This window comes from Nodosilinea sp. FACHB-131 (assembly GCF_014695395.1).
Taxonomy (GTDB): domain Bacteria; phylum Cyanobacteriota; class Cyanobacteriia; order Phormidesmidales; family Phormidesmidaceae; genus Nodosilinea.
In genome coordinates, this window is sequence record NZ_JACJOF010000013.1 from 94,712 (window position 1) to 118,999 (window position 24,288).

The 24,288-nt window shown below is 56.9% G+C and carries 21 protein-coding genes; 12 read left to right on the top strand and 9 right to left on the bottom strand.

Going from position 1 to position 24,288, the window contains the following annotated elements:
* Positions 1–47 precede the first annotated feature (47 nt).
* Together H6F75_RS08745 and H6F75_RS08750 are read left to right on the top strand one after the other, a co-directional pair.
* Positions 48–1,424, top strand: a complete 1,377-nt coding sequence (locus tag H6F75_RS08745) for a leucyl aminopeptidase family protein (RefSeq protein WP_190751247.1) — start codon at positions 48–50, stop codon at positions 1,422–1,424.
* Positions 1,425–2,213: 789 nt separating this feature from the next.
* Positions 2,214–3,542, top strand: coding sequence for a glycosyltransferase family 4 protein (locus H6F75_RS08750; protein WP_206754675.1), 1,329 nt, complete (start codon positions 2,214–2,216; stop codon positions 3,540–3,542).
* Here H6F75_RS08750 and H6F75_RS08755 read toward each other — a convergent pair.
* The gene (locus tag H6F75_RS08755) at positions 3,508–3,729 is read right to left on the bottom strand and encodes a hypothetical protein (protein ID WP_190751251.1); all 222 of its coding nucleotides are present in this window, start codon (positions 3,727–3,729) and stop codon (positions 3,508–3,510) included. The two genes, H6F75_RS08750 and H6F75_RS08755, sit on opposite strands and share 35 nt — an antisense overlap.
* Positions 3,730–3,925: 196 nt before the next feature.
* Here H6F75_RS08755 and H6F75_RS08760 point away from each other — a divergent pair, with 196 nt between their 5' ends.
* The 3 genes from H6F75_RS08760 to H6F75_RS08770 all read left to right on the top strand — a co-directional run bounded on the left by H6F75_RS08760 (position 3,926) and on the right by H6F75_RS08770 (position 5,945).
* Complete coding sequence (locus tag H6F75_RS08760) at positions 3,926–4,171, top strand: hypothetical protein (RefSeq protein WP_190751253.1); 246 nt, start codon at positions 3,926–3,928, stop codon at positions 4,169–4,171.
* A 239-nt stretch (positions 4,172–4,410) separates the two neighbouring features.
* On the top strand, positions 4,411–5,265 hold the full coding sequence (locus H6F75_RS08765) for a ParA family protein (RefSeq protein ID WP_190751255.1): 855 nt from the start codon (positions 4,411–4,413) through the stop codon (positions 5,263–5,265).
* Positions 5,265–5,945: a transcription termination factor rho family protein gene (locus H6F75_RS08770; protein WP_190751257.1), complete on the top strand. Its 681-nt coding sequence runs from the start codon at positions 5,265–5,267 to the stop codon at positions 5,943–5,945. Before H6F75_RS08765 ends, H6F75_RS08770 begins: the two co-directional genes overlap by 1 nt.
* A gap of 113 nt (positions 5,946–6,058) precedes the next feature.
* On the opposite strand, the gene H6F75_RS08775 is transcribed toward H6F75_RS08770, so the two are convergent.
* Together H6F75_RS08775 and H6F75_RS08780 are read right to left on the bottom strand one after the other, a co-directional pair.
* The gene (locus tag H6F75_RS08775) at positions 6,059–7,717 is read right to left on the bottom strand and encodes a transglutaminase family protein (protein ID WP_199303839.1); all 1,659 of its coding nucleotides are present in this window, start codon (positions 7,715–7,717) and stop codon (positions 6,059–6,061) included.
* Positions 7,718–8,029: 312 nt separating this feature from the next.
* Positions 8,030–8,197 carry a hypothetical protein gene (locus H6F75_RS08780; RefSeq protein WP_190751259.1) on the bottom strand — a complete coding sequence of 56 codons (168 nt, stop codon included), beginning with the start codon at positions 8,195–8,197 and terminating at the stop codon, positions 8,030–8,032.
* A 603-nt stretch (positions 8,198–8,800) separates the two neighbouring features.
* Here H6F75_RS08780 and H6F75_RS08785 point away from each other — a divergent pair.
* The 3 genes from H6F75_RS08785 to H6F75_RS08795 are packed head-to-tail and all read left to right on the top strand — an operon-like array spanning position 8,801 to position 10,919.
* Positions 8,801–10,333, top strand: a complete 1,533-nt coding sequence (locus H6F75_RS08785; RefSeq protein WP_190751261.1) for an alpha-amylase family protein — start codon at positions 8,801–8,803, stop codon at positions 10,331–10,333.
* 59 nt (positions 10,334–10,392) lie between these two features.
* Positions 10,393–10,662 (top strand): BrnT family toxin, encoded by a 270-nt coding sequence (locus H6F75_RS08790; protein ID WP_190751263.1) that lies wholly within the window; start codon positions 10,393–10,395, stop codon positions 10,660–10,662.
* On the top strand, positions 10,662–10,919 hold the full coding sequence (locus H6F75_RS08795; RefSeq protein WP_190751265.1) for a BrnA antitoxin family protein: 258 nt from the start codon (positions 10,662–10,664) through the stop codon (positions 10,917–10,919). Before H6F75_RS08790 ends, H6F75_RS08795 begins: the two co-directional genes overlap by 1 nt.
* Before the next feature lie 55 nt (positions 10,920–10,974).
* On the opposite strand, the gene H6F75_RS08800 is transcribed toward H6F75_RS08795, so the two are convergent.
* From H6F75_RS08800 to H6F75_RS08815, 4 genes are all read right to left on the bottom strand, one after another.
* Positions 10,975–11,577 (bottom strand): DUF4126 domain-containing protein, encoded by a 603-nt coding sequence (locus H6F75_RS08800; protein WP_190751267.1) that lies wholly within the window; start codon positions 11,575–11,577, stop codon positions 10,975–10,977.
* A 100-nt stretch (positions 11,578–11,677) separates the two neighbouring features.
* Positions 11,678–12,448: an SDR family NAD(P)-dependent oxidoreductase gene (locus H6F75_RS08805; RefSeq protein ID WP_190751269.1), complete on the bottom strand. Its 771-nt coding sequence runs from the start codon at positions 12,446–12,448 to the stop codon at positions 11,678–11,680.
* Between the two features lie 35 nt (positions 12,449–12,483).
* Positions 12,484–13,914, bottom strand: coding sequence for a 1-acyl-sn-glycerol-3-phosphate acyltransferase (locus H6F75_RS08810; RefSeq protein WP_190751271.1), 1,431 nt, complete (start codon positions 13,912–13,914; stop codon positions 12,484–12,486).
* Between the two features lie 430 nt (positions 13,915–14,344).
* Positions 14,345–15,235: a type II CAAX endopeptidase family protein gene (locus H6F75_RS08815; RefSeq protein ID WP_190751273.1), complete on the bottom strand. Its 891-nt coding sequence runs from the start codon at positions 15,233–15,235 to the stop codon at positions 14,345–14,347.
* Between the two features lie 280 nt (positions 15,236–15,515).
* Here H6F75_RS08815 and H6F75_RS08820 point away from each other — a divergent pair, with 280 nt between their 5' ends.
* The 4 genes from H6F75_RS08820 (at position 15,516) to H6F75_RS08835 (ending at position 21,423) form a co-directional block, all read left to right on the top strand.
* Positions 15,516–16,745 carry an adenylate/guanylate cyclase domain-containing protein gene (locus H6F75_RS08820; protein ID WP_190751275.1) on the top strand — a complete coding sequence of 410 codons (1,230 nt, stop codon included), beginning with the start codon at positions 15,516–15,518 and terminating at the stop codon, positions 16,743–16,745.
* Positions 16,746–16,870: 125 nt separating this feature from the next.
* Positions 16,871–19,006, top strand: coding sequence for a glycine--tRNA ligase subunit beta (gene glyS / locus H6F75_RS08825; RefSeq protein WP_190751277.1), 2,136 nt, complete (start codon positions 16,871–16,873; stop codon positions 19,004–19,006).
* 7 nt (positions 19,007–19,013) lie between these two features.
* Positions 19,014–20,360, top strand: coding sequence for a UDP-N-acetylmuramoyl-L-alanine--D-glutamate ligase (gene murD / locus H6F75_RS08830; RefSeq protein ID WP_190751279.1), 1,347 nt, complete (start codon positions 19,014–19,016; stop codon positions 20,358–20,360).
* 253 nt (positions 20,361–20,613) lie between these two features.
* Positions 20,614–21,423 carry a hypothetical protein gene (locus tag H6F75_RS08835; protein ID WP_190751281.1) on the top strand — a complete coding sequence of 270 codons (810 nt, stop codon included), beginning with the start codon at positions 20,614–20,616 and terminating at the stop codon, positions 21,421–21,423.
* Positions 21,424–21,619: 196 nt separating this feature from the next.
* On the opposite strand, the gene H6F75_RS08840 is transcribed toward H6F75_RS08835, so the two are convergent.
* Both H6F75_RS08840 and H6F75_RS08845 read right to left on the bottom strand, forming a co-directional pair.
* On the bottom strand, positions 21,620–22,120 hold the full coding sequence (locus tag H6F75_RS08840; RefSeq protein WP_190751283.1) for a DUF427 domain-containing protein: 501 nt from the start codon (positions 22,118–22,120) through the stop codon (positions 21,620–21,622).
* A gap of 117 nt (positions 22,121–22,237) precedes the next feature.
* Positions 22,238–24,187, bottom strand: coding sequence for a caspase family protein (locus tag H6F75_RS08845; RefSeq protein WP_190751285.1), 1,950 nt, complete (start codon positions 24,185–24,187; stop codon positions 22,238–22,240).
* Positions 24,188–24,288 lie beyond the last annotated feature (101 nt).

Consider the following 24,288-nt stretch of genomic DNA (forward strand, 5'->3'; position numbering starts at 1 on the left):
ACTTCGATAGACTGATTCATTTGGGTGCACCCCTGGAGGATGTAACGTTGTCAACGCCGATTCCCATCTACCTGGTAAATCAAACCGACCTCGCCAAAGACCACGCCGATAGCCAAACCTGGGCCCAGGCCACTGGGTTTAAGGCCGACCCCAGCACCGTCTGCTTAGTGCCCGGCACCGAGGGCACCCTGGCCAAGGTTCTAGTGGGCAAACCCGACCCAGTCGACACCTGGACTCTGGGAAATCTGGCCAAAACTCTGCCTCCTCAGACCTACACCCTGGCCAACGAGTGGCCTGCCGCCACCGCCACCAAGCTCTGGCTAGGCTGGTGCCTGGGCCGCTATAGCTTTGCACCCTACAAACGTCAGGCGCCCCCACCGGCGACTGAGCTCGTGCCCCCGGCTGGGGCCGACACCGCTTACGTCACCACCACCGTAGCCGCCACGACCCTAGTGCGCGATCTGATCACTACCCCCGCAGGCGACATGGGGCCAGAGCAGCTTCAGGCGGCGGCGCAGAAACTGTGCGATCGCCATGTCGCCAACCTCACCACCTTGGTCGGCGATGAACTCATTGACCAAAACTATCCCCTGATTCACGCCGTAGGACGCGCCTACACCCAGGCTCCCCGACTGCTCGATATTACCTGGGGCAATCCTGATGCTCCCAAGGTCACCCTGGTGGGCAAAGGGGTTTGCTTTGACACGGGCGGCCTCGACATCAAGCCCGCCGCCGGCATGAAGCTAATGAAAAAAGACATGGGCGGGGCTGCCAACGCGCTCGGTCTCGCCGAGATGATCATGGGTCTCCATCTGCCCGTGCGCCTGCGGGTGCTCATTCCAGCGGTCGAAAACAGCATCGCCGGCAATGCCCTTCACCCGCTGGACGTGGTGCCCTCCCGTCGGGGGCTGACGGTGGAAGTTGGCAACACCGATGCCGAAGGTCGCCTAGTGCTGGCCGATGCCCTCTGGGAAGCCGTCTGCGAAGAACCCGCCCCCCAGCTAGTAGTTGATTTTGCCACCCTCACCGGGGCAGCCCGCATCGCCCTAGGCACCGAGCTACCTGCTTGCTTTAGCAACCGACCCGAGCTGGCCAACACGCTATTGACCTGTGGCCTAGCCGCTGATGACCCCCTCTGGCAGCTGCCCCTGCACAAACCCTACCGCAACATGATCGACAGCTCCGTGGCTGACCTTTCCAATATCTCGAACAGCTCCTATGGCGGGTCGATCACGGCCGCTCTGTTTTTGCAGGAGTTCACCAGGCCTGAGATTCCTTGGATACACCTCGATCTGATGGCCTGGAACGTGCGCAGCCTGCCCGGTCGGCCCGAAGGCGGCGAGGCGATGGGCATGCGGGCGGTGTTTGAGTTAATTCAGCAGACGGTGGCAAAGGGCCAGCTTGAAACTTTGGTACCGCAGTGAGCGCAGGAGAATCTGGGTAGGTTGGGCGGGCCTGATGCACTTCCTAGCGACCCTACAGTTTGGCCTCTTTAGAGTTGGGGTTGTAAATTTGAGTCTGGTATTGCCCCTAGCTACCTGATCTGACGACTGAAAGCCTCAGCTAAGCGTTAGATCAGTTAGCTCCTTGAGTTGAGCGTGTGAGGGGCTAGAACCACACTTTACTGAGCCAACCCAATAGGCCAGGGCGAATGACAGTCGCTCTGGCCTATTGGGTGTGTGCGCTAAATACGAGTAGGCCGACCGCCTTTTTGGGTAAGCGCTGAAACCCTTATTTTCTTCTTTAACTTCTTCTTAACCATTTTACGGCGGCAGAGATTTAAAGACTGCGTTCTCAGTTAGCTATCAAGAACTGTTCGAAGTATTGAAATACAAGACGTTAGCAAAATCAAAAATTAAAACGCTCTAGCTCGCGATCGCACAGCTAAAGCCGCTGTCTTTAACTTGGCTTAACAAAAGTAGGAATAGCTCTATTAAAACCAGACATCAAAGCCTACCTAAAGGCATAGGGTTCGTTTAGATACTTTATATATCATGAGTTTGATTGACTATAGTCCTAGCCATATATATTTCGGTGTTCACTCTATTTGATAGGAACTTGAATGGATCAGTTCAAGCTCTCAAAAAAGTCAGCACACCAAAGTCACTAGCTTAAAGCCACTGCAGTAGTTTTAGATGTTATTTAGATAACACTCAAAACGCTATGCAGTGGTCAGTATGAAAGCCCTTAGCCTGACTGCCCCCATTGCCCCCATGAACTCTGCTAAACAGTTGAAAATCGTATACTCTTCAGCCCCCGTAGATGCTACGAGCGTTTATATGCATTGGGTTCTAGGTCAAGATGACCCTTCTCACTTTGCAATCACCTACGCTCAGCATTTCTATGAATTAGCCAGAAAATTCAATGCAAAGTCTTGGCTGATCTCGTCAAGGGATAAAAAGGGCCTCATCCAAGACAATGATTTCAGGGTTGAATTTAGATCTCTAAAGCATCAATCTAGAAGTAGTATTGCCTACTTTGCTGGTCAACTTTGGTCAGGCTTGAGACTGATTTTTTCAGTAATTCTTTTCAAGGCTGACATTTTAATTGTCACCGAAGATAGAACCTTTTGGTTTCTACTGGGCATTCTTCCTCTGTTTGGCATTAAGGTTATCCCTACAATTCACTGCACTTTGTGGCCCAAATATAAGCGGCCTACTACCGTACAAGGAATTATTCAAAAGCTGAATAGCTGGTTCTTTCGGTACGGCTGTGTAGAGATCTGCGTTGTTTCTGAAGACATCAAAGACCAGATTATCAAAATTACCAAGGGTCGCAGCCGTCCTATCCGAACGTTTGTTCCTGCATATAGAAGAGAGTTTCTTGACGACATCAAGAGCCGGAGTTGCGATAATGAGTCTGAAACGTTCCAGGTTTTGTTTGCTGGCAGAGTGGAAGGAAGCAAAGGAGTTTACCTCCTTCTAGAAGTTGCGAAGAAATTTATAGCAACCCATCCCAACTGCGTATTTAACATTTGTGGTACCGGTAGTCAGGTAGAAAAGCTTAAAGCCGCTGCTTTGGAGGCCGGTATTGAGAAACAGTTTGTTCTCCATGGGCACTGCGATCGCAACAAACTTCGCAAGATGTATGAGATGTCCCATGTTATTGCTGTCCCAACCACTAAAGATTTTGTTGAAGGATTCAACAAGGTTGTGGCTGAAGGCGTCATCATGGGAAAACCAATCGTCACATCTCCTGTTTGCCCAGCGTTATCTGTAGTTAGGGATGCAGCGGTGGAAGTTGCTCCTGACAACGTAGATGATTATCTAAACGCTATTTTGAGGCTGGCGACGGACAAAGAGTTTTATCAGCAAAAGCAAAAAAACGCTCTGGCTCTGAGAGAACAGTTTTTCTCATACTCAAGAAGTTGGGAAGCCCAGGTGGAAGATGTTGTTCGAAAGATCTGTAGAAGCAACTTGGATCTCAGTAAATATGGACGAAAAACGGCTCATCGCCCTCTGTTGAACGCCGACCCGAAACCCAATTCTATGCCGAAAGAGAAGACAGCTAAAACTCTAGTTGGTCTCGATAAAGTCCTTTGACCAGGTTGTCGAGCTGCTCGTCAGGGCAACAGTCGATGAGGATATAGAAGGCCTCTAGTAGCTTGGCGGCGCTATCGCCCATCAGCGGGCTGAGACCCCATACGTCTTGCACCCAGTCTTTAGGGTCGGTGGCGTCAAAAATCATGCGCTCTAGCAGCTGCTTGGCCTCGTCTTTAGAAATAGACATGAAGTTAAAGAGAATAACTGAACTGAACTATTTTATCGCGCAGGGGTGCTAATCACAGTTTGGTGAGGCGATCGCACCTCTGCGCGATGTCTCGCGCTTACAAGCGGTTCCATAAAGCTTGCATCAACTTTGCACTGAATGCTCTCGTGTTCGAGATTTCTTTCTGTACAAAGGGTTAAAGCCATACAACTTATACATGAATTTAGAGGAAGCTCTACAAGCTCTGCCCCCAGATGCTATTGAAGTTGTCGTCGAAGGAAATTTTTCTAAGGCTTTCTTAAAAGCTTTAGGATTTGGGGATTTAGAAATGGTGCCCGGCTTTAGAGTCGGTAGACTAGTCGTTGACCATGCCGCTCGTAAAAACGCGGATGATGATATTTTCCTGCACAGTCAAGCAAATCCCTACCTCTACATGGAGGTCAAGGGGCATCAGCGAACTTAGCAGACGAGCAACATCCTGATTACCGCAAAGCATCTCTACAGCTTAAACGTTACCTACTAGCTCCATCCTCTGCATCTGTTAAGTGGGGAATTTTAACAAATTCTCTCCATGTTCAACTATTTCGGAAACACGGCAAAATTGTACATCCTGTAACACCCTGCCTACCATTAAGTGAAAATATTCAGCAGACCGTCAAGGAATTAAAGGAGCGGATAGAAACTCCTCAACGAGCGCTGATAGTGGCAGTCTACAACAATAAAGGCGGCGTAGGCAAAACAACTACTACGCTAAATTTAGCAGCTGCCCTTGCTATATTCAAAAAGCGAGTATTAATTGTAGACTTTGACCCCAATCAGAGTGATTTAGGGGATGCGCTTAACCTGCCACCACTAAAAGGAAAGATTTTAGATGTTCTTAAAAGCAAAGAGTCTATTGTTCGAGAGGTTATCAAAACCTATAAATTTGAACATCCCCGATTGAGAGAGCCGTGGGGTTTCGACATTATTCTTGCTGATGAAGATCTAGTCACTGAGTTTGATGAAGTCAAAGTAAAACAGCAGGTCAAGTTTCATGCCCTACATAGAGTTTTGGAATCTGTACAGCATGATTACGACTACATCTTGATAGATGCACCCCCAAATTGGCGAATTTTCGCTCAAAAAGCTGTTTGCGCCGCTGATGTAGTACTTATTCCAGCCCGTCACGACAACTTGCATTCCTTACAAAATGCAGGTACTGCCATCACAAAGTTTATTCCAGAAGCACAGGCAAGACGGCGGGAAGTGGGCGATTCTGGCCCTATAGCATTGCCTATCTTTATGAACAATGCTCTTCGACCTAAAGGTCCTACCGTTCAGTTAATGCATCAGGCAATTGCCAGAATCATTAAGGATACCAAGAAAAATTCGGGAGGTTTCGATTTAACACCCTATTTCTACCCTAGATACCGAAAGGGGCACGAAAACCTAAAAATAATTGCTATTCCATACATGGCTTTCATTTCTAAAGCCGATTTTATGCACATGCCTGCTGCGTTTGCGTTCAAAGCGGCGCGGGAGCAATACATGAATCTTGCAAGGGAGTACTTTCTCTAATGAGCCTTTCAGATGTTGGCAACTTGATGTGTTTGCCCTTTGACGAAATTGAACCTGGCGAACTTACCGAAGCCCATGAATATCTCATCCAATCAGCCGCTAGCCAGCTTGGGCCAGAGGGACGCAACTGGGTTCCGCTTGTGGTCAAAGAACTTGGGCCTGATCAGTACCAAGTGATTGGCAATTCGTTTATCTATGCCGTCGCCGCCGAAGCTGGGCTCGAAGAAGTTTGGTGCATCATTGCGGATGATGCGCCAGAGACCATTGCCATCACTCAAGCATTAGCCCAAGAAACCCTGCCAAAAACTAACCTTTCCACCGCCAGCCGCGAAGAAATTTCTGCGGCGCTAGATTACTTGATGAGTCAACCCAGCACTCCTCTCAAGGGTGTGAGCCACGCTTCTTTAGTCGCCCGGTTAGATGCAGCTCCCCGACAGTATTGGAAAAATCTGCAACCAATCACTAAACTCGGCTGCCGCATTACCGCTGGCAAAAAGCTAAAAACGCTAGAGCAAGTTTTTTACCTCACGCCAGAGCCCATGCCGGAGGTGATTACAGACCGGCAGCTGCTAGAGTCGCTCAGCACCCAGCAACTCAAAACCATGGCCCAAAAACGCGATTTTAAGGGACTCTCCAAGCTCAAGAAAGCAGATTTAGTCGCCTTGCTGGCAGCAGCTTAAGCGTTTGATGTGACCACTTACATCTACTTCTACTAATTGCCCTCAAACGGGCAAGAATTGGGCTCTGAGCACACCGTGCGACCCTATATGTGACTCGGTTGTTGCTCAGAACCCTAGGGGGCAAGTTCGCCCATAACCCTAAATCGCATGTGGTTAACCGCGATGTCGCCCAGGCGGGTGTCTGGGCTACCCACCGGCAGCACCAGCTTTTCAAAGGATACTTCTTTGCCCATTTCCACATGCCACCAGGGCAGGCCCATAAAAAAGCGGGTGGGGTAGGGGCCACCTTCCTGCACATCGTCAGGGTTTGACTCCATGGGCACCCAGCCAAAGCCCGGCACGTAGAACTCTATCCACACGTGGTTGAAGTCGGGCTCCAGGTAAATGCCGAGCTGGTCGGCATGGGCGGGGCACTTGTAGCGGCCCACAGTGCGGCAGGCAATGCCGTTGAGACGCATTAGGGCCAGCAGCAGCCCGACGTATTCGCCACAAGAGCCGCGCCCCCGCTGGAGCACAACTTCGGGGGTTTCGATCGCCGGCGTCACCGCATAGGACAACTTGTCGTAAACGTAGTTGCGAATGTTGAGCACCTGGCGCAGCAGGTTGGTTTCAGTGCCCACGCTCTCGCGGGCCGCCGCTTGAATCGCGGGCCGATCCATCGACAGTTCGTCGTCGTCGATCAGGTAGCGGGGGCCATAGTCCTGGGGTAGGGGTGGAATCGACTCGACCTGGCGAGGGGTGAGCTGATACTTGATACCGTAAACCTCGACTAGCGCCTTCCAGCCAAAGAGGTGGCGCTGGTTGGGGTCGATGCGGTCAAACCTGAAACAGGCAATGCGATCGCCCGCCTGCTGCACTTCCGTAAAGGGCAACCCGACAGGCTCTACCGACTTAACTCGCTGGCGATCGGTCGTGGTAGGGAAGGCAATGCGCCACTCCACGTTTTCTAAGGGCTGAGCGTCCTCGAGGGTGTCGATTTCTTCGACGTAGGTCATTTCCACCAGGTAGCCGGTGGTGCGGCAGTAGTTGGCCTCTTTATACCAGCGATAGCTGAGGGGATGGATCAGGGTGCGATCGCGAAAGGTTAGCACGAAGGGCTCTTCGCCGTTGGGGTCGTCGCGCACGTAGGGCTCTTCGTCGGCGTAGGCTACCCAGATCGTGCCGCTCTCGGGGGTGGTGTGGGGCGGCACCGCGATCCCAGTAGGGTTATCAAAGGGGGTGAGCATTTTGACCACCAGCTCGCCCGTGGCGCGATCGAGACAGTAGACGGTTTGCTCAGTCTGGTCGCAGGCCCACAGATAGTCGCCCCACACCGAGAGATTTTCGACCCCAATGCCCGGGGCCGAAAACTGAGTAATGCGCTGCCCCGAGGTGCGATCGCAGACAAAAATACAGCCCCCCTTTTTGCAGCTGATGTAGAGGGTGTTTTCCCACACGGCGATGCCATCGGCGGGGTAGGGCAGCGTCAGCAGAGGCTCGGGCTGCATGGCGCTGAGGGTGGTGGTGTAGACAGTGTGATCGCAGCTAAACCACAGCTGATCCTGCCAGCAGGCAATTCCCGTTGCCCCATAAAAAGCCTCAGCCTGAAAAGTATTGAGAATTTCTACCTGTTCGGTTTGGGGGTCAAGACGCAGCAGGTAGCCGCGAAAGGGGTCTACCGCCAGCAGGTGGTCGCCCTGCAGGGCGAGGCCATAGAGCGCCTTAACTCCAATCGGCTGAAGCAGTGAAGCACCCGCCAGGGGCAGGGCCGGGGACATAGAAGGATCAGGCATAACCAGCGGAGCAACCCAAAATGAAGATAGCTAGCGGAGCCGGAACCGTATCCGCTCAGGTCATATCCTAGGGGACTAAGACAGCAAAAAGTGTAGTTTCCCTAGCCCATCGTAAGAAAACTGTAGCTAATCCCTTTGATTGGAGAGGTGGGGAAGATAGGGAAGGTGAGGAGGATGAGGGAGGTGGGGAAGATAGGGAAGGTGAGGAGGATGAGGGAGGTAGGGAAGGTGAGGAAGTAGGGCAGACAAGAGAGTTTTTGTCACCCCGCCTCATCTCCTCATCTTCCTCATCCCCTCACCTTCCCCATCGCCCTATTCGCCTTCCTGGCTAATCTGCTGCTCCACGGTGCTAATTGCGGCATTGAGGGCAGCTAGGCGAGCTTCTAGGGAATCGCGCCAGGATTTCATCATCTCTAACTTATGGCGCTGGTACTGGCGACGAGATTCGGCGGAAGGGGGGGCACAAAGTGGAAAAAACATGGGGAATCTGGGGGTTAGATGGATAGTGAGAGACGCACCCTTTCTCCTGGAGAGAGACCAAGCAACAACTCTGCTCAGGGCTATTCTGTAGGTTCTGCGGTAGCGCTAGACTGCCTAGAGGTGCTCACGACAGCCCACCCCAAGGGAACCGCCAGCCGCTGATAGAACAATTGCATTAGGCCTACTCTGAATCTAGCTCAGCTAGAAAAAGATCGCTTCCTCCAGGTGGCAGACCACCAGTTTCGGTGGCTCATGAGGCGCAGGCGGGCGGGTAACAGTAGGCTCAAATTAGGGTTAGTCGGGAAATATGGCGATCGCCCAGGGAACCAGCCGCCCAACCACGGCGATGGTTAATCGAGACTCTTGGCGATTTCGCCACCGACAACCATGGCTAACCCTGGCAACCTCTGCCGCCGCTCCTGCGATTAATGATACCTAGCATCCCTATCTGGATGGCAACCCTGGCCGAGCTTTCTCCAACCCGGTGGAGCCTTGGCTGGAAAGGGTTATTTTTGCGGGGTGAAGGTGCATGATAGCGGTGACAATAGTCAACGCTATTGCTCAAAAATGTAGATTTTTATACGTTTTAGACCAAATACCTCTATGTGGAAAATCGTCTTGGGTGCAGTTTCGGCCAGCAGCCTATTGGGCCTGGTAATGCTGCTTTCCCCCAGTGCCTTAGTTCCAGCACTGTCATCTGAAGTCTCACTGACCCAAGCACCAGCCGCAACCGCCCCCACGACCCTAGTGCACCTGTTTGAATGGACCTGGACCGACATTGCCACCGAGTGCGAAACCTACCTCGGCCCTAACGGCTATCGGGCGGTGCAAATTTCGCCGCCCCACGAGCACATTGTCTTAGCTGACTATGGCTATCCCTGGTGGCAGCGCTACCAGGTAGTGAGCTATCAGCTCGAAAGCCGCAGCGGCAGCCGCGCCGATCTACAGGTCATGATCGATCGCTGCCGGGAAGCTGGGGTCGCCATCTACGCCGATGCCGTCATCAACCACATGACCGGGTTCGAGAGTGGAGTGGGCAGCGCCGGTACGCGGTTTAGCAAGTACGACTATCCTGACCTCTACGCCCCCGAAGACTTTCACAACTGCCGCCAGCCTGTCACCGACTACGACGACGCCGAAAACGTCACCCAGTGCGAGCTGGTGGGCCTAGCCGACCTCAACACCGGTTCCGGTGCTGTGCAGGCGACCATCGTCGACTACATGAGCGAACTGGTCGACATGGGTGTAGCGGGCTTTCGCATCGATGCTGCTAAACACATTCGCAACGAAGAGCTAGGACAAATTTTAGACCGACTGCGCGATCGCCACCCTGAGACCGCTCTCTACATCTATCAAGAAGTGATCGACCCTGGCACCGAGGCCATTCGCAAACAGGACTATTACGACAGCGGCAATGTGCTCGACTTTAAGTATGGGCGTTTTATCGGCGAAGCCTTTTTAGGCCTAGAGGGCCAAACCCTAGCCAACTTGCAAACCCTGGGCGAGGGCTGGGGCCTGGCCCCCTCTAGCCGGGCAGTGGTTTTTACCGACAACCACGACAAACAGCGGGGCCACGGCGGCGGCGGCGACTACCTCACCTACAAAAACGACGACCTCTACGCCCTGGCCAACGTGTTTATGCTGGCCTTTCCCTACGGCAAACCCCAAGTGATGTCGAGCTTTGCCTTTGACGACCCCGAACAGGGGCCACCCGCCGATGCCAACGGCACCACCCGCCCCGTCTACCAAAATGATCAGGCCAACTGCTTTGACGTATGGGTCTGCGAGCACCGCTGGCCCGCCATTTCTGGCATGGTCGGCTTTCGCAACGCCACCCAGCCCGTAGCTGAAGTTACCGACTGGTGGAGCAACCAGGCCAATCAGATCGCCTTTGGCCGAGGCGATCGCGGCTTTGTAGCCATCAACCGCGAGGCCGAACCCCTTACTCACACTTTTCAAACCCAGCTGCCCCAGGGCCGCTACTGCAACGTGGTGCAGGGCGGGCTCAACATCGACGGCACCGCATGCGCCAACGAGGCCAAAGTCGTGCTGGTCAACCGCGCGGGACAGTTCACCGCCACCCTACCCGAAATGACTGCCCTGGCCATTCACGTAGAAGCAAAGCTCCGCCGCTAGCTTGACAGAACAACGGTTTGTTCACAGCAGTATGCACAATCGTACATACTATTATTGACATGGTATACCAGTGGAGCCCTGACAAGGCAGCAGCCAATCTACGCAAGCATGGCATTGAGTTTGCTGATGCCGTCTTCGTTTTCTCCGATGACTTAGCGATCACGATTTCAGACGAACGCTTTGATGAGGAACGGTTCGTCACCATTGGCACAGACGCAGTTGGCAGGGTGCTGGTGATTATCTACACGTTGCGAGGCAATGAGATTCGGATTATCTCCGCCCGCAAAGCTACGCGGCAAGAACGACACCAGTATGAGGAGGAATTGTGATGGAAGCAGAATACGACTTTAGTCAAGGCAAACGAGGCGCAATTAGCCCCACGCCTGCGGGAAAAACTCGTATAACCATTCGCCTAGATGACGACGTTTTAGCCTGGTTTCGTGAACAGGTGAATTTAGCGGGCGGAGGTAATTACCAGACGCTAATCAATCAAGCGTTGCGAAACCACATACAGCAAGCCCATCAGACCTTAGAAGACACTGTACGTCGAGTCATACGCGAAGAACTTGACCGCATCGAGCGATAGATACGCGGCTAAATCAACAAGGTTATAGGTTAATTAGCCTAAGCAAAGCTTGGTCCTACTCAGCATCGGGCGCTGGTTTTTTCGAGCGGTAAAACGCCTTGATCGCAAACCGCACCAGCAAAATGAAGAAGGCCAGCACCAGCACAAACATGACGATGGGGGCCACCAGAGCCAGCAGCGAGATCACAATCGCCCCGATCAGCTCCACCCCGGCAATGATTAAGTTCGTTGCGCCGCCTGTAGTGGCGGTAGAGACCAAGCGAGTTAGGCCGTTGAGCCCCTTCACCGTAGCAGCGGCTCCGCCCCCGGCCACGATCGCGACGCTCCACTGGGCAAAGGGGTCAAGCTGATTGGCGGCGATCGCCATCAGCAGCGTACCCGCCACCGCCGCCACCGGCAGCGCCACCGTGTCGATCACGTTGTCGAGCCAGGGCACGCTGTAGGCCAAAATTTCGACCACCAGGGCAATGGAAAGACTGACAAAGGCGGTGGAGCTGCTCAGCCAGGTCATGCCGCTAGTCAGCTCTAGGTGGCCGAACAGGGCGGCGGCACTCAGCACCCAAAAGGGCACCACCACTCGAAACCCGGCGGCAACGCCTAGGCCCAGGCCCAGGCCAATGCTCTCCAACAGTTGCAGATCCATAAGGTTTAGAGCCATGGCGCGTCCTTCCCCAACTATTCCTAAATGCCGGTCCTTGGCCTAAGAATAGCCCCCGAGCTAGCCGGCAACAACCCCAGAGATCTGTGGTGGCCTAGCTCTACCACGGCAAGCGGCTGCCGTCCCAGCTAAAGAATTCGCCGCTGTCGGCGGGGGTGAGGCCGTCCATCACCGCCATTAGCTGCGCTACCGTGCGCTCCACTGAAAACAACTTCTCCGGCGGCACCCCCCGCTGAAAGGGCTCTGACAGACGGGTATCGGTGGTGCCGGGGTGCAGCAGGGCCAGGGTGGTGTTGGGGCTGCGGCGAGCGTACTCCAGTGAGGCCGTTTTTATGAACATGTTCAACGCAGCCTTGGAAGCCCGGTAGCCATACCAACCTCCTAAGTGATTGTCGCCAATGCTGCCCACCTTAGCCGATATGGCAGCAAAAATGCTGGGCTGATCGTGCTTGAGCAGAGGCTGCAGATGCTTGGCCAACAGCACCGCGCCAAAGGCATTGGTTTGGAACGATCGCATCAAATTTTCGCTGGTGAGCTGCCGCAGGCTCTTCTCAGGCTGAAAGTCGCCGTCGTGGAGCACGCCCACGCAGTACACCACCCGGTGCAGCCGCGGGGTCAGGGTTTGGATCTGGGCGATCGCCCCCTCGATCGTTCCCTCATCGGTAACATCTACCGGCAGGCACGTGAGCTGAGGTGACTGTTCGGCCAGCGCCAGCAGCTCCTGGGCCGTCTCGGGCCGACGGTAGGTGCCATACACCCGCTCAAAGCGTCCATCGGCCAGCAACTGCCGCACAAAGCCCAGGCCAATGCCCTGGCTAGCACCCACCACTAAAGCAACCTGGCGATCGCGTTGCAACAATTCAGCAGTCATGACGGCTTACCATCCCCCAGCGTTGAACCCCTGGATCATGACGCCTCTCCCCTAGCGGCATCAGCCGTCAAAATTAGCTCCTCTAACGCCGCTTGGATATCCGCCGTCAGGGTCTCCACCGCCGCCTTGGCCGATCGCCGCGACTCGGCGTAGTCAGACCAGCGATCGCTAATGTTCATCGGCTCCCCCAGGCTAACCACCGCCTGGCGAGTCCCCAACTGGGGACGTTTGGGTACCTTTGTCCCCTTCACCCGTTCCACCAGATCAAAGAGAATCAGCGTGGTTTCGGCGAAGCGCTCAAAGGTGGGCTTGTCTTTTACGTAGGTGCCCGTCACCGCCACAAAGCTCTCCACCAGGCGCATATGCCGCATGTGCAGCGTGGCTTCCTCCGACATCCAGTTGGCCAAGCCGCGATCGAAGGCCGAGAGCTGCTTCAGGTCAGAAATGTCTTCGCGGTAAATGTAGGCCCATCCCGCCTCTTCTAGGCGGCGGCAGCGGGTCACTAACGACCCTGTGTGGGGCAGAGCAAAGAAACGCTCCCCAATTTTGAGGGAGCCATCCAACAGAGGGCTCAACCGCTGGGCGATCGCGGCGGGATGTTCAGAAGTTTCAGGCTCGGCAGCGGGTTGCAGGCCGTAGAACCGCTGGTAGAACTGCTCTAATCGGCCCAGCAGGTGCTGCCCCAGAGCCAGCAGCCGAGGATAGTAGTCCTCTGGCCCCATGGCCGTTGGCTCACTAAACGACTGCACCGGCAGACCACAGTCAACCTCAAGCTGAGCCAGCAGCCGATCGAGGGCAGCCCAGTCAGGTCGAGGGTAAATATAGCGCAGGCCCACCGGCAGCAGCAGCACCTGCTCCGATCGCCCCGCCTTTTGCAGATCTTCCACCGCCCAAAAGGCCAGCTGCGCCGTGCCCGGCTCCAGATCGCTGATCACTTCGCCGTGGCCATTGGTGGCCCCCTCAGGGGCGATCGTCACCGGCAGCGGCGCATTCATCATCCGTTCGCGCACGGCCTTGAGAGCCTTGAGGTCGAGCCGCCGCCCCCGGTGCACCGGAATGCCCCCAATGGCGGCAAAAAACCAGCCCAGCCACCGCCCCGCCCACAGGGGCATGCCCCGGTCATACATAAAAAAGCTGTGCAGCGGACGCTTGAGGCTAAAGCCTTTTTGGCGGGCGGCCCGAGGCACCAGCCGCGAAAATAGGTACGACAGGCACAGCGGGTCGTCCACCTGGCTGTGGCGAAAGGCCATCATCAGCCGAATTTTGCCGGTCTGAAACTGATGAAAGCAATCTGCCAGCACCTCGGGGTTGTGGCAGGTCACCGGCCAAATGCCTGCCGGCAGCCAGGGCCGCAGCCGCAGCCGCAGCATCAGGGGCAGCACAATATAGCAGCCCTGCACCACCCAGGGCTTGTAGCGGGGGGGAATAAAGCCCAGGGGCGGCTGGGCGCGATTGAGCTGAGGCAACGGCGAACTCCGGAGCAGTAGACGGGTTTTACCCTAGCCCACTGTAGGGCAGATTCTCCCCCCTGCGTTGGCCTTTGGCCAGGCTTTGGCAATCGCAGCCTTGGCCCCAAAACAGCAGCGTCCCCCTCCCAAAGGAGAAGGACGCTGCTACAGGACCACACAACCGGGGCATCCACCCGCGTGAACCACCCCAAAAATAAAAGTGTCTGACCCCTGAAAGCCCCCTGGAGTCAGACACATTACCTGTAAGGACGCTTTCTCAAACAGACTAGCTCTCAGGTTCAAATGCCCCCAAGTGAGCCGCTGAGCTAACCCGTCTGCGTTCTTCAGAATTAAATTTATTCTCTTCGGTTTCGTCCCTGGCGGCGTCCAGGGAATTACGTAACCTCGCCAACTTTCCCCAGGAAGGGAGGGTCGGGGTCAGGTGGTATTACCCAGGACGGCGGCAGCCCTGGTTGGTGAAGTAGGGCAATAGCGCTCGCCGCTCTGGCCAGTGATAGACCACGTAGCGCAAAACCCAGGGGGCCGACACCAGCAGACAGAGCACCCCCAGCCACCAGCTGGCGCGAAACTCTGCCAGGGTGTCGATGGTGTTGGCGGTGGGCTGGTTGGCCAGAATGTCGATGCCTGAGGCGATCGCATTGTTAATCGCGTGGGCCGCCATGGGCACCAACAGCGATCGCGTGCTCAGGTATAGCAACGACATTACCACCCCAAACACAAACAGCCCAATCAAATTGGAGTGCAGCACCCCAAACAGCACTGAGGTCAACACGATGGCTGGGCGTACCCCCCACTTCACCCCCCAGCGGTGCAGCAGCACGCCACGAAAGATAAATTCTTCGGTGATGGGAGCCACCACCAGCACCGAAAACAGCATCAGCCCGTTGTAAAGACTCGGATCCGTTGCTTGTTCAGCCGACAGCAGCAGCGATTGCCGCAGCGTGGCCTCCACCAGCCCCGGGGCCACCACAGACAGACCCAGGTACGACACCTGAAACGCCCCTAGCGAAAACAGAAACACCCCCACCACCAGCCACAGCAGCTGCACCCAGGCCAGTTGTCTGGGCCAGGTACCGAGCAGCGCCGCCAGGTTAAGGGGCGATCGGCGGGCTGCCAGCAAAATAGACCCGCACAAACCCAAGAAAATTAGGCTGTAGAGAATGGGTGCCAGAATTGGGTCGTCTCCCTCTAAGGGCAGCAGCTCTAGGGCACCCAGGGTGCCAAATACCAGAGCCAAGCTCGTGGAAATAGCAAAAAATGCCACTACCACCAGCCGGGCTTTAAGGACCAGAAACGGATTGTTGTCACACGCTGCCATAGACCAAAACCCGTTCTAGAAACCGCAGATCAGCGCTATCAGCCCTCAAGCTACTCAATGTTGCAGTTGATCCGGTTTTTCCCGATTCAACCATGAATTGCTTAGGGAGCGCTATAACTGAGGCACTATGCCCTCGACCAAGGGCAGCAGGGCAGGGCTTAGCCCCAACTGGGGTTTTTATGCTTTGCCCCACCGCAGGGTGCTTATTAACGGTGACTGTTCTGCGCCTCCGGGTCAGCGCCTATAGTTATGGGGGCTGTCATTCTTGCTCCAGGGCCCCATGACCAACGCTTCGCCAGATTCCGGCGCAATTCCCGGCATCATTTTAGTGGCACCAGTGGCCGATAGCCCTCTGGGGCCTCTGGTGGAGTTATTAGACGTGTTACGGGCTGCGGGCTACGAGGTACACCAGGCCAGTGGCGAAGACGACACCATTGCGGCGGCCGAGGCAACCCCCCCAGATCTAATTTTGCTAGCGCTAGAGCAGTTTGATACGGCTGCTATGCGGCTGTGCCACCGCCTCAAAAAACGGCCGCTCACTCGCCAGGTAGCCATAGCTGTCATTGGCCAAGATCAGGCCCTGGCTCGACGGCTGCGGGCCTTTGAATTTGGCGTGGTCGACTACATAGATCAGGCGCTCTGGGTTGAAGAGGCCGCTGCCCGCATTAAAGCCCAGGTGACCACCCACCGCATGCAGCGACGGCTGCGGCAGCAGGCTCAGCGGGCAGTATCGGCGGGCAGTGCCACCAATCTCTTGGCCGACCTGCAAAAGGCTCTGCGCCGCCAAGCCCAGCTGTTGCAGGCCCAGAACCTTCAGCTTCAGCAAGAAATGCAGGAGCGCGAACAGGCCCAGCAGGCGCTGCGTCTGGAGCAGCAAAAGTCAGAGCAGCTGTTGTTAAACATTCTGCCGAGGGCAGTGGTCGACAAACTCAAGCAGCTAGAGGGGTCGCTGGCCGAGCGCTTCGACGACGTCACTATTCTGTTTGCCGACATTGTTAACTTCACGCCCTTAGCCGCCCAGATTAGCCCGCTAGAGCTGGTCAACTGGCTCAATCAGATTTTCTCAGCCTTCGATCGCCTGGCCGAGCAGTACCAGCTGGAGAAAATTAAGACCATTGGCGATGCCTATATGGTGGTGGGGGGGCTGCCCTTGCCCCGGCCTGATCATGCCGAAACCATCATGGAAATGGCCCTCGCTATGCAGGAGGCGGCCGCCCACTTCACCCGCAACGATGGGCAGAAGTTTCAGCTGCGCATTGGTATCAACACTGGGCCTGTAGTGGCCGGGGTGATCGGCATCAAAAAGTTTAGCTACGACCTCTGGGGCGATGCCGTCAATATCGCCAGCCGCATGGAGGCGCAGGGATCGCCGGGCAAAATTCAAATCACCGAGGCGACCTACCAGCGCCTCAAGCACCGCTATGCCTTCGAAGAAGTGGGTCAGGTCATGGTCAAAGGTCATGGCTACTTGACGACCTACCAATACAGCGGCCCAGGGCAAAAAGCTTGATAGACTGGGGAAGCTAAAATTCGGGCAGCTGGGCTAGCTATCCTGTAGACACAGAACGACCTCGCCCAGCACGATGCTCAATCACAGCCCCCGGGTCACACACGGTTAACTCACACCTCTACTCTATGGCGACATTTTTACTGGAAGTTGGCACCGAAGAACTGCCCGCCAGTTTCGTTAGCGATGCCCTCCACCAGTGGCAGACCCGAATTCCTGCCGAATTGGCAGAGCAGGCCCTGGCCCCCGAAGCGGTGCGCTTCTACGGCACCCCCCGCCGCCTGGCGGTGATCCTCGACGGGCTGCCGCTGCGCCAACCCGATCGCCGGGAAGAGGTCAAAGGCCCTCCGGCTCAGGCGGCCTTTAAGGATGGTCAGCCGACCAAAGCTGCCGAGGGGTTTGCCAAATCTAGGGGCGTAGATGTGTCTGCTCTAGAGGTGCGCGACACCGACAAGGGCGCGTTTGTGTTTGTCAATCAAGACATTCCGGGACGGGCCGCCACCGATATTTTGGCTGAGCTGATCCCCCAGTGGATTTTGGGGCTGGAGGGCAAACGGTTTATGCGCTGGGGGGAGGGCGACCTACGGTTTCCGCGCCCGATTCGCTGGCTAGTGGCGCTGATGGACAGCGAGGTGCTGCCCCTCACCCTCGAGAACGGGTCGCTGGTCTGTACGAGCGATCGCATCTCCCAGGGCCACCGCGTGCTGCACCCTGACCCTGTATCGCTGCGCCGCGCCCAGGACTACGTCGAGGCGCTACGCGACGCCTACGTCGAAATCGACCCCGCTGCCCGTCGTCTGCTGATCCAGCACCAGGTCGAGGAGACGGCCAAGACCCTAGGGGGCGTGCCAATGATTTCTCCCGCCCTGCTCGACGAAGTCACCAACCTGGTGGAGTGGCCCACCGCCGTAGTCGGCAAGTTCGACACCGAGTTTCTCGACCTGCCGCCGGAGGTTGCCATCATCGAAATGGAGAGCCACCAGCGCTACTTTCCGCTCAAGCAGAACGCCGACGGTTTGGCGCTGATACCCGTCTTCATCACCATCTCCAACGGCGACCCCAGCAAAGACGCGATTATCGCCGAGGGCAACGCTCGCGTGATTCGCGCCCGCCTTTCGGATGGCAAATTTTTCTTTGACGCCGATCGCGCCCAGCCCCTCGACGCCTTTGTCGCCAAGCTCGAAACCGTCACCTTTGAAGAACGGCTGGGGTCAATGGCCGCCAAGGTGAAGCGCATTGGCACCGTTGCCGACCACCTCTGCGACCAGCTCAACCTGGGGGCTCAGCCCCGTCAGCACATTCGCCGCGCCGCCTATCTGTGCAAAGCCGACCTGGTTACCCAAATGGTGGGCGAGTTCCCCGAACTCCAGGGGGTGATGGGGCAAAAGTACGCCCTCCACAGCGGGGAGCCAGAGGCTGTGGCCACCGCCATCGTTGAGCACTATCTGCCTAAGGGCGCGCAGGATAGCCTGCCCCAAACCCTGGCCGGTCAGGTCGTAGGCATTGCCGATCGCCTCGACACCCTAGTCGGCATTTTTAGCACCGGTCAGCTGCCTACGGGTTCCTCGGATCCCTTTGCCCTGCGGCGGGCTGCCAACGCAGTGCTGAACATTATTTGGGCGGCGGGGCTGCCTCTCAACCTGGCCAAACTGCTGAATACCGTAGTGCAGGACTTTGCCCAGGATCCAAACCTGGCGATCGATGCCCCCGAGACGCTGCGCACTCAGCTCCACGACTTCTTCTTACAGCGGGTGCAGACGCTGCTGCAAGACGAGCAGGGCATCGACTACGACCTGGTAAATGCAGTCCTAAGCGATCGCGCTCTCAACGATCCGCTAGACGTCAAAGATCGCGCTCTGTTCTTGCAGGCTATGCGCCGCAGCGGCCGCATGGACAAGGTCTACGAAACCGTAAACCGCGCCACCCGCCTGGCCGCCCAGGGCACCCTCGACACCAATGTGCTCGACCCCGAGGGCGTAATTGTCGAGGCCAAGCTCGAGGCCAAGGCCGAGCAAGACTTCTTGGCAGCACTCAAAACCCTGGTGCCCCAGACCCAGGCCGCTCAGGCCAGCCACGACTACGACCAGCTGGTAGCAGGCCTGGAGCAGGTGGCCCCGGTGGTCAGCGGCTTCTTTGACGGTCCTGACAGCGTACTCGTGATGGCCGACGAGCCGGCGGTGCGGCAAAACCGCCTCAACCTGCTGGGGCTGCTGCGCAACCACGCCCTAGTGCTAGGCGACTTTGGCGCCATCGTCAAGGGATAGCGACGCCATGAAAAACGCCCATGTGATTGGTTTGGGTAAGTCAGGGGTAGCGGCGGCGCGGCTGCTACACCGGGACGGCTGGCAGGTGGTGCTGAGCGATCGCGGCTCCAGCCCAGCCTTATTGACCCAACAGGAAGCTCTGCGTCAGGACGGCATCACCGTGCTGCTCGACTACAGCTTTGTGCCCGACAGCCGCACCAACCTGCTAGTGGTCAGCCCCGGCGTTCCCTGGGATAGCCCCGCGTTGGTGGCCGCCCGCGAGAACGGCTTAGAAGTGATTGGCGAAACCGAGCTAGCCTGGCGGTTTTTGCAAGATCGCCCCTGGGTCGGCATTACCGGCACCAACGGCAAAACCACCACCACGGCCCTGACCGCCGCCATCTTCCAGGCCGCCGGGCTCAACGCGCCCGCCTGCGGCAACATTGGCTATGCCGCCTGCGAGCTAGCCCTAGAGCCCACGGTGCCCGACTGGGTAATCGCCGAGCTGAGCAGCTACCAGATTGAGGCCTCGGCCACTTTGGCTCCCCAGATTGGCCTGTGGACTACGCTCACCCCCGACCATCTCCAGCGCCACGGCACCGTTGAAAACTACGCCCGGATCAAGGCCACGCTGATGCATCGTTCAGAGCTAGCGGTGTTTAACGGCGACGACCCCTACCTGCGCCAGCACCTGCCGGAGGAGTTTCCCTCCGCCCACTGGACGAGCGTGGCGGGGAAGCGGGCGATCGCTCCGCTGCGGCCTTGCGCCTACATCGAAGACGGCTGGGTTAAGTTTGAGGCCATTCCCATTGTGCGAGCTGATGCGTTGCGCATGGTGGGCGACCACAACCAACAAAACCTGCTGCTAGCGGTCACAGCAGCCTGCCTAGCGGAACTGGATGCGGAGGCGATCGCCGCCGGAGTCACTGGCTTCCCCGGCGTGCCCCATCGCCTAGAGCACATCTGCACCTGGCAGGGGATTGATTTCATCAATGACTCAAAGGCGACTAACTACGACGCGGCTGAGGTGGGGCTGCGATCGGTAGAGGCCCCAGCCGTACTGATTGCCGGGGGTGAAGCCAAGGAAGGCGACGACACCGCCTGGGTACAGCGCATTCACGAACGAGCCGCCACTGTGTTGCTGATTGGCGACGCCGCCCCTCAGTTCGCCCAACGGTTAGAGACCGCCGGGTACCGCAACTACACCATTGTCGAAGACATGGAGCGAGCGGTGGAGCGGGGCGCTGAGGTAGCCCCATCCCTGGGAGCCTCAGTTGTGCTGCTTTCTCCAGCCTGTGCCAGCTTTGACCAGTATCCAAACTTTGAGCAGCGGGGCGAACACTTCCGCCGGCTTTGCCAGGAGCGATTTTCTTAAGGCCTTAAACATCCAAGTTGGGCTCAGGAAGGATGCAAAAGCTGGAACAATTGTTGTTAAGGTTTGCAGTTTGAAAGTTTCTAAACTTTATATCCTGCAAACCTTTTTGCTGGTCTAAACCTGACTATTCAGGTATAAATTGGAGCAGATGGTGCCTAACTCTGCCCTTCAAACCATTTGATCCAGGGCAATCATTTCCCAAGTCAGTTCCTGATCTACCTTCATCCGCCTGACTCAGTCTTTCCTATGCCCTATGGACAACTCGTTTGATTCTGCTGAATTCTCCGCTGTGCCCTCCCCTACTGTGGGTGCCGGGGAGGGACGTTCTGCTCAACGGCCAGTTTCATTTACCATCGATCTCAGCAGAGCGGCTAGCGCTGATACCCCTGCTAGCAGTGCTGCCGCCAAGCCGGTGCTCAAGGCTACGAATGCTCCGGCCCACCTGGCTCCCTTTCCGGTGCAGGCTCAGCTATCGCATTTGCCCCTGCTACCACGCCGCAAGTCACCAACCTTTAGCCGCCACCGTCACGACGCCAACCCAGCCCTGGCAGTTAAGGTACTGCAAGACATTCAGATGGCGGTAGAAGCCTGGCACCAAGACCTAAAACAGACAGTGCATCGCATTCAGGCCGTCTACATGGAAGGGCCGATTGTCGATGGTTGGCTCGAAACCGTAGACGAGCACCTTGGCCAAGCCGCTGCCCTCGATGCTGCCCTACTGCGCCACGGCGACCCTCAAGACCTCTCCAGCTATGTTGAGCAACTGTGTCAATCACTAGAGTCACCCCAAGAGCAACCTGCCCCTCCCGGTACCAGCTTGGGTCGTCCCGGCTATCGTCTGTGCAGCCTCGACTCTGACGGTCGGGTGCAATACTTCCCCTGCCCACCCGAGCAGTTGTCTACGATTAGTTTGGCCATTGCCCGCCACCAAAAGCTGCGCCAGCTACTCGACCATAAGCAATTTTTAGAAGCAAAGCTGAAGCGCACGGTGGATATTATGACCACTAGCCGCGACACGCTAGGCATTGCGCCGACCTATAGCTCGGAGACGGGGGAGGAGTAGGGAGTGGGTAGGTGAATGGGTGGATGGGTAGGTGGGTGGATGGGTGGATGGCTCGCTAGAGACTTAGTAGGCTACCAAGCTAAAGATGCACGCTAATAGGGTGAACGATTGGAGGTTCAAGGCGAACCATGAACCGTACACCTTGAGCCCCAAACCCTAAAGGGCTGCTGTCACAATCAGCTTGGTCAAGCACAAGCTACCATCCCCAGGTGCCGGGGTCACCTTTGAAGGGGCCAACAATGTCTGAGGTAATCCAGCCACCATAAAAGTCGCCGGGCTGGGACTGCACCAGCTCATCGTCGACATAGCAGGCTTCCATGCGGCTAGGGTAGAGGGCGATGTAGTTAGCAATGCTCTCAAACGCCTCGGTGGGCTGGGGGTAGGCCCAGGCAACCTGCTCGGCAATGCGATCGCCCACCGCTACCGAAAAATATACCGCTGCCCCTTTCCACTCGCAGATTGTTGAGCGGGGCACGGGCTGAAAATACTGCATCTGCACATCCTCGGGAGGAATGTAGTAGGTCGGCGGATGGCTAGTCTCTAGCACCCGCTTGGTACGCCGCGAATCAGCAATCACTACGCCATTAAACACCACACGAATATGCCGAGTTGAGTCTTCTAGCCGGGGCGGACGCGGGTAATCCCACACGGATTCTTGGTCGGGGCCGGGGGTGATGCGGTTGGGGGGAGAGAACATGGGTGGATGGGTGGATGGGTGGATGGGTAGGGGATCTAGACTTCGATTCGGTTTATTAGCAGTCAGTTATCTAAAGCATAAACTCCCTAACCCATCCACTCCCTACCCATCCACCCCTCACTGCCCCTGCCACTGCTGAATCTCCTGCTGGGCCTGGTCGTAGGCGCTGGTGCCAGGGGGCACCAGGCCAGCGGCGGAGATCGCACCGGGAAGCTGGCCGGAGGCGGCGCGGGCGCGGGCGATCGCCAAAATATCACGGCTCCACTGGTCGATGCGCTCCTGGGCGATCGCCGACTCGGGGTAGTCGGGGGGAATTTGCTGAGCGATCGCGATCGCCGACTGGAACGAGGTGGCCTGGTCGGGCTGAAGTAAGCTCTGGGCCTCTTGCAGCAGCTGCCGGTTGACTCGGCTCTGCTCCCATTTTTGAATTTGGGCCTGGGCCTGCCCCCAGGTTTCGCCCTGATCTTCGGGCACCAGGCGGGCAGCCGAAATGGCGGCATCTAAATCACCTGCAGCGGCTCGGCCTTCGGCCAGGTCCAAAATCACCAAACTCCAGCGCTCAATGTCGGCTTGGGCCTGCTCGTAGGCCGGATCCCCGACCGGTACCTGCCGAGCTTGCTCAATGGCATCGTTAAAGAGGGAGGCCGAAACCGGCTCAATTAGACGGCGAGCCTGGTTGAGGGCAGCCCCCCCGGACAGCTCAGCGTTGGTATAGCCAATTTCAGCCTGGTCAACCAGGGCTTCATAGTCTTCGGGACGCTCGCCCTCAGGAATTTGGGTTAGCCAGCTCAGCGCCTCGCCAAACTGACGCTGGTCAAGGGCCGTTCTAGCTCGCGCTAGGGCCTCGGCACCGCTCGCAGCCGCGCCTGGAAATAGGGATTCCCCAACCGTTTCAGCAGCAGGAGCTTCCGCTCCGGTAGTGCCATCGGGAGGGGGGACAACGGACGGCGTGGTGGCATCGGGGGCAGAACCTCCCCCCACAAAGCTGTCTTGGTTGCGCCACAGCACACCGAGCAGCAGCAGCCCCGCAACTAAAATTCCCCAACGCTGCCAGGGCACCAGGTTTGAGGCAGCCGACTGCCCCGGAGCGGCTGGCTTCGTGACCTCCGGCAAAACTCCTGGTGGCAGCTCCGGTTCAACCGGCTTGGTTGGTGGCCAAGGCTTCATAAACTCGTTGTTGGGCGGTTCTACGGGCACCGGGGTTGGGTAAGTGGGCCAGCTTAGGCTCGGCTCCACGGGCATGGAAATGCCTGGCTCGGGCTGAGGTTCTGGCAGCATCTCAGGTTGGGGCATGACACCAACAGGCATTTGGCCCACTAGGCTGGAGGGCACGAGCATGGCGTACTGCTGGCCGGGGGGCACCACGGCTACGGGGTTTTGCGCCGGTCGCCAGTGATGCTGGCACAGCTCAGGCACGCGATCGCGCAGGTAATCGACCAGTTGTGCTAGGGTCAAACAGCCGTGGAACCGCATCCCTTCGATTAAGGCTTCGGTAAACAGGCCGTGGCGCACCGCCAGCGTCTCCTGAGAAAACTGGTTGGGCTGGCAGGAGAGCACCAGAGGAATCTCCAGACTTTTAGCCAGAGCCAGGGTTTGATCGCCTAGGTTGCCGCCCCCAGAAGCAGGGCTAAGAGCGCTCTGGGGCCGGTTCATGTCGAGCATGACAATGGATTGGCGATGATTCCCCTGGGCCAATTGATTCAGCAGCGTTTCTACCAAAATGCCGGTTTGCTCAATGCGGTTGGGGTCAGCATCGATGGGCAGCAGGTAATCCTTTCCCTGCCACTGCACCCCGTAGCCGCTAAAGAAAAACCACACCGTATCCTCGGGGCCAGCGCGATCGCAGCTCTGGGCCAGCCGTTGCAGCATCACCTCGCGGGTCGGCGCAGCCGCCCCTTCATAAATCACCGCAGAAATATCCGTCAGCAGTGAGCAATACTGGGCCGGCAACCCTACCTCGGCCACCAAAAAGTCTCGCAGTTCGAGGGCGTCAAACTGGGCATACATGAGGGGCTGAAGCGATTGATATTGGTTGATGCCAACAATAACGGGCCAGTGGCTTGCCATGCCTTTTGAATGCCTCTCGTACTGTAGAGTTGAGGGATGAAAATTCCCCTGCCATAGTAGCGCCTGCCTGGCCAAACGGAAGCTCTGACCAGCAACACCAA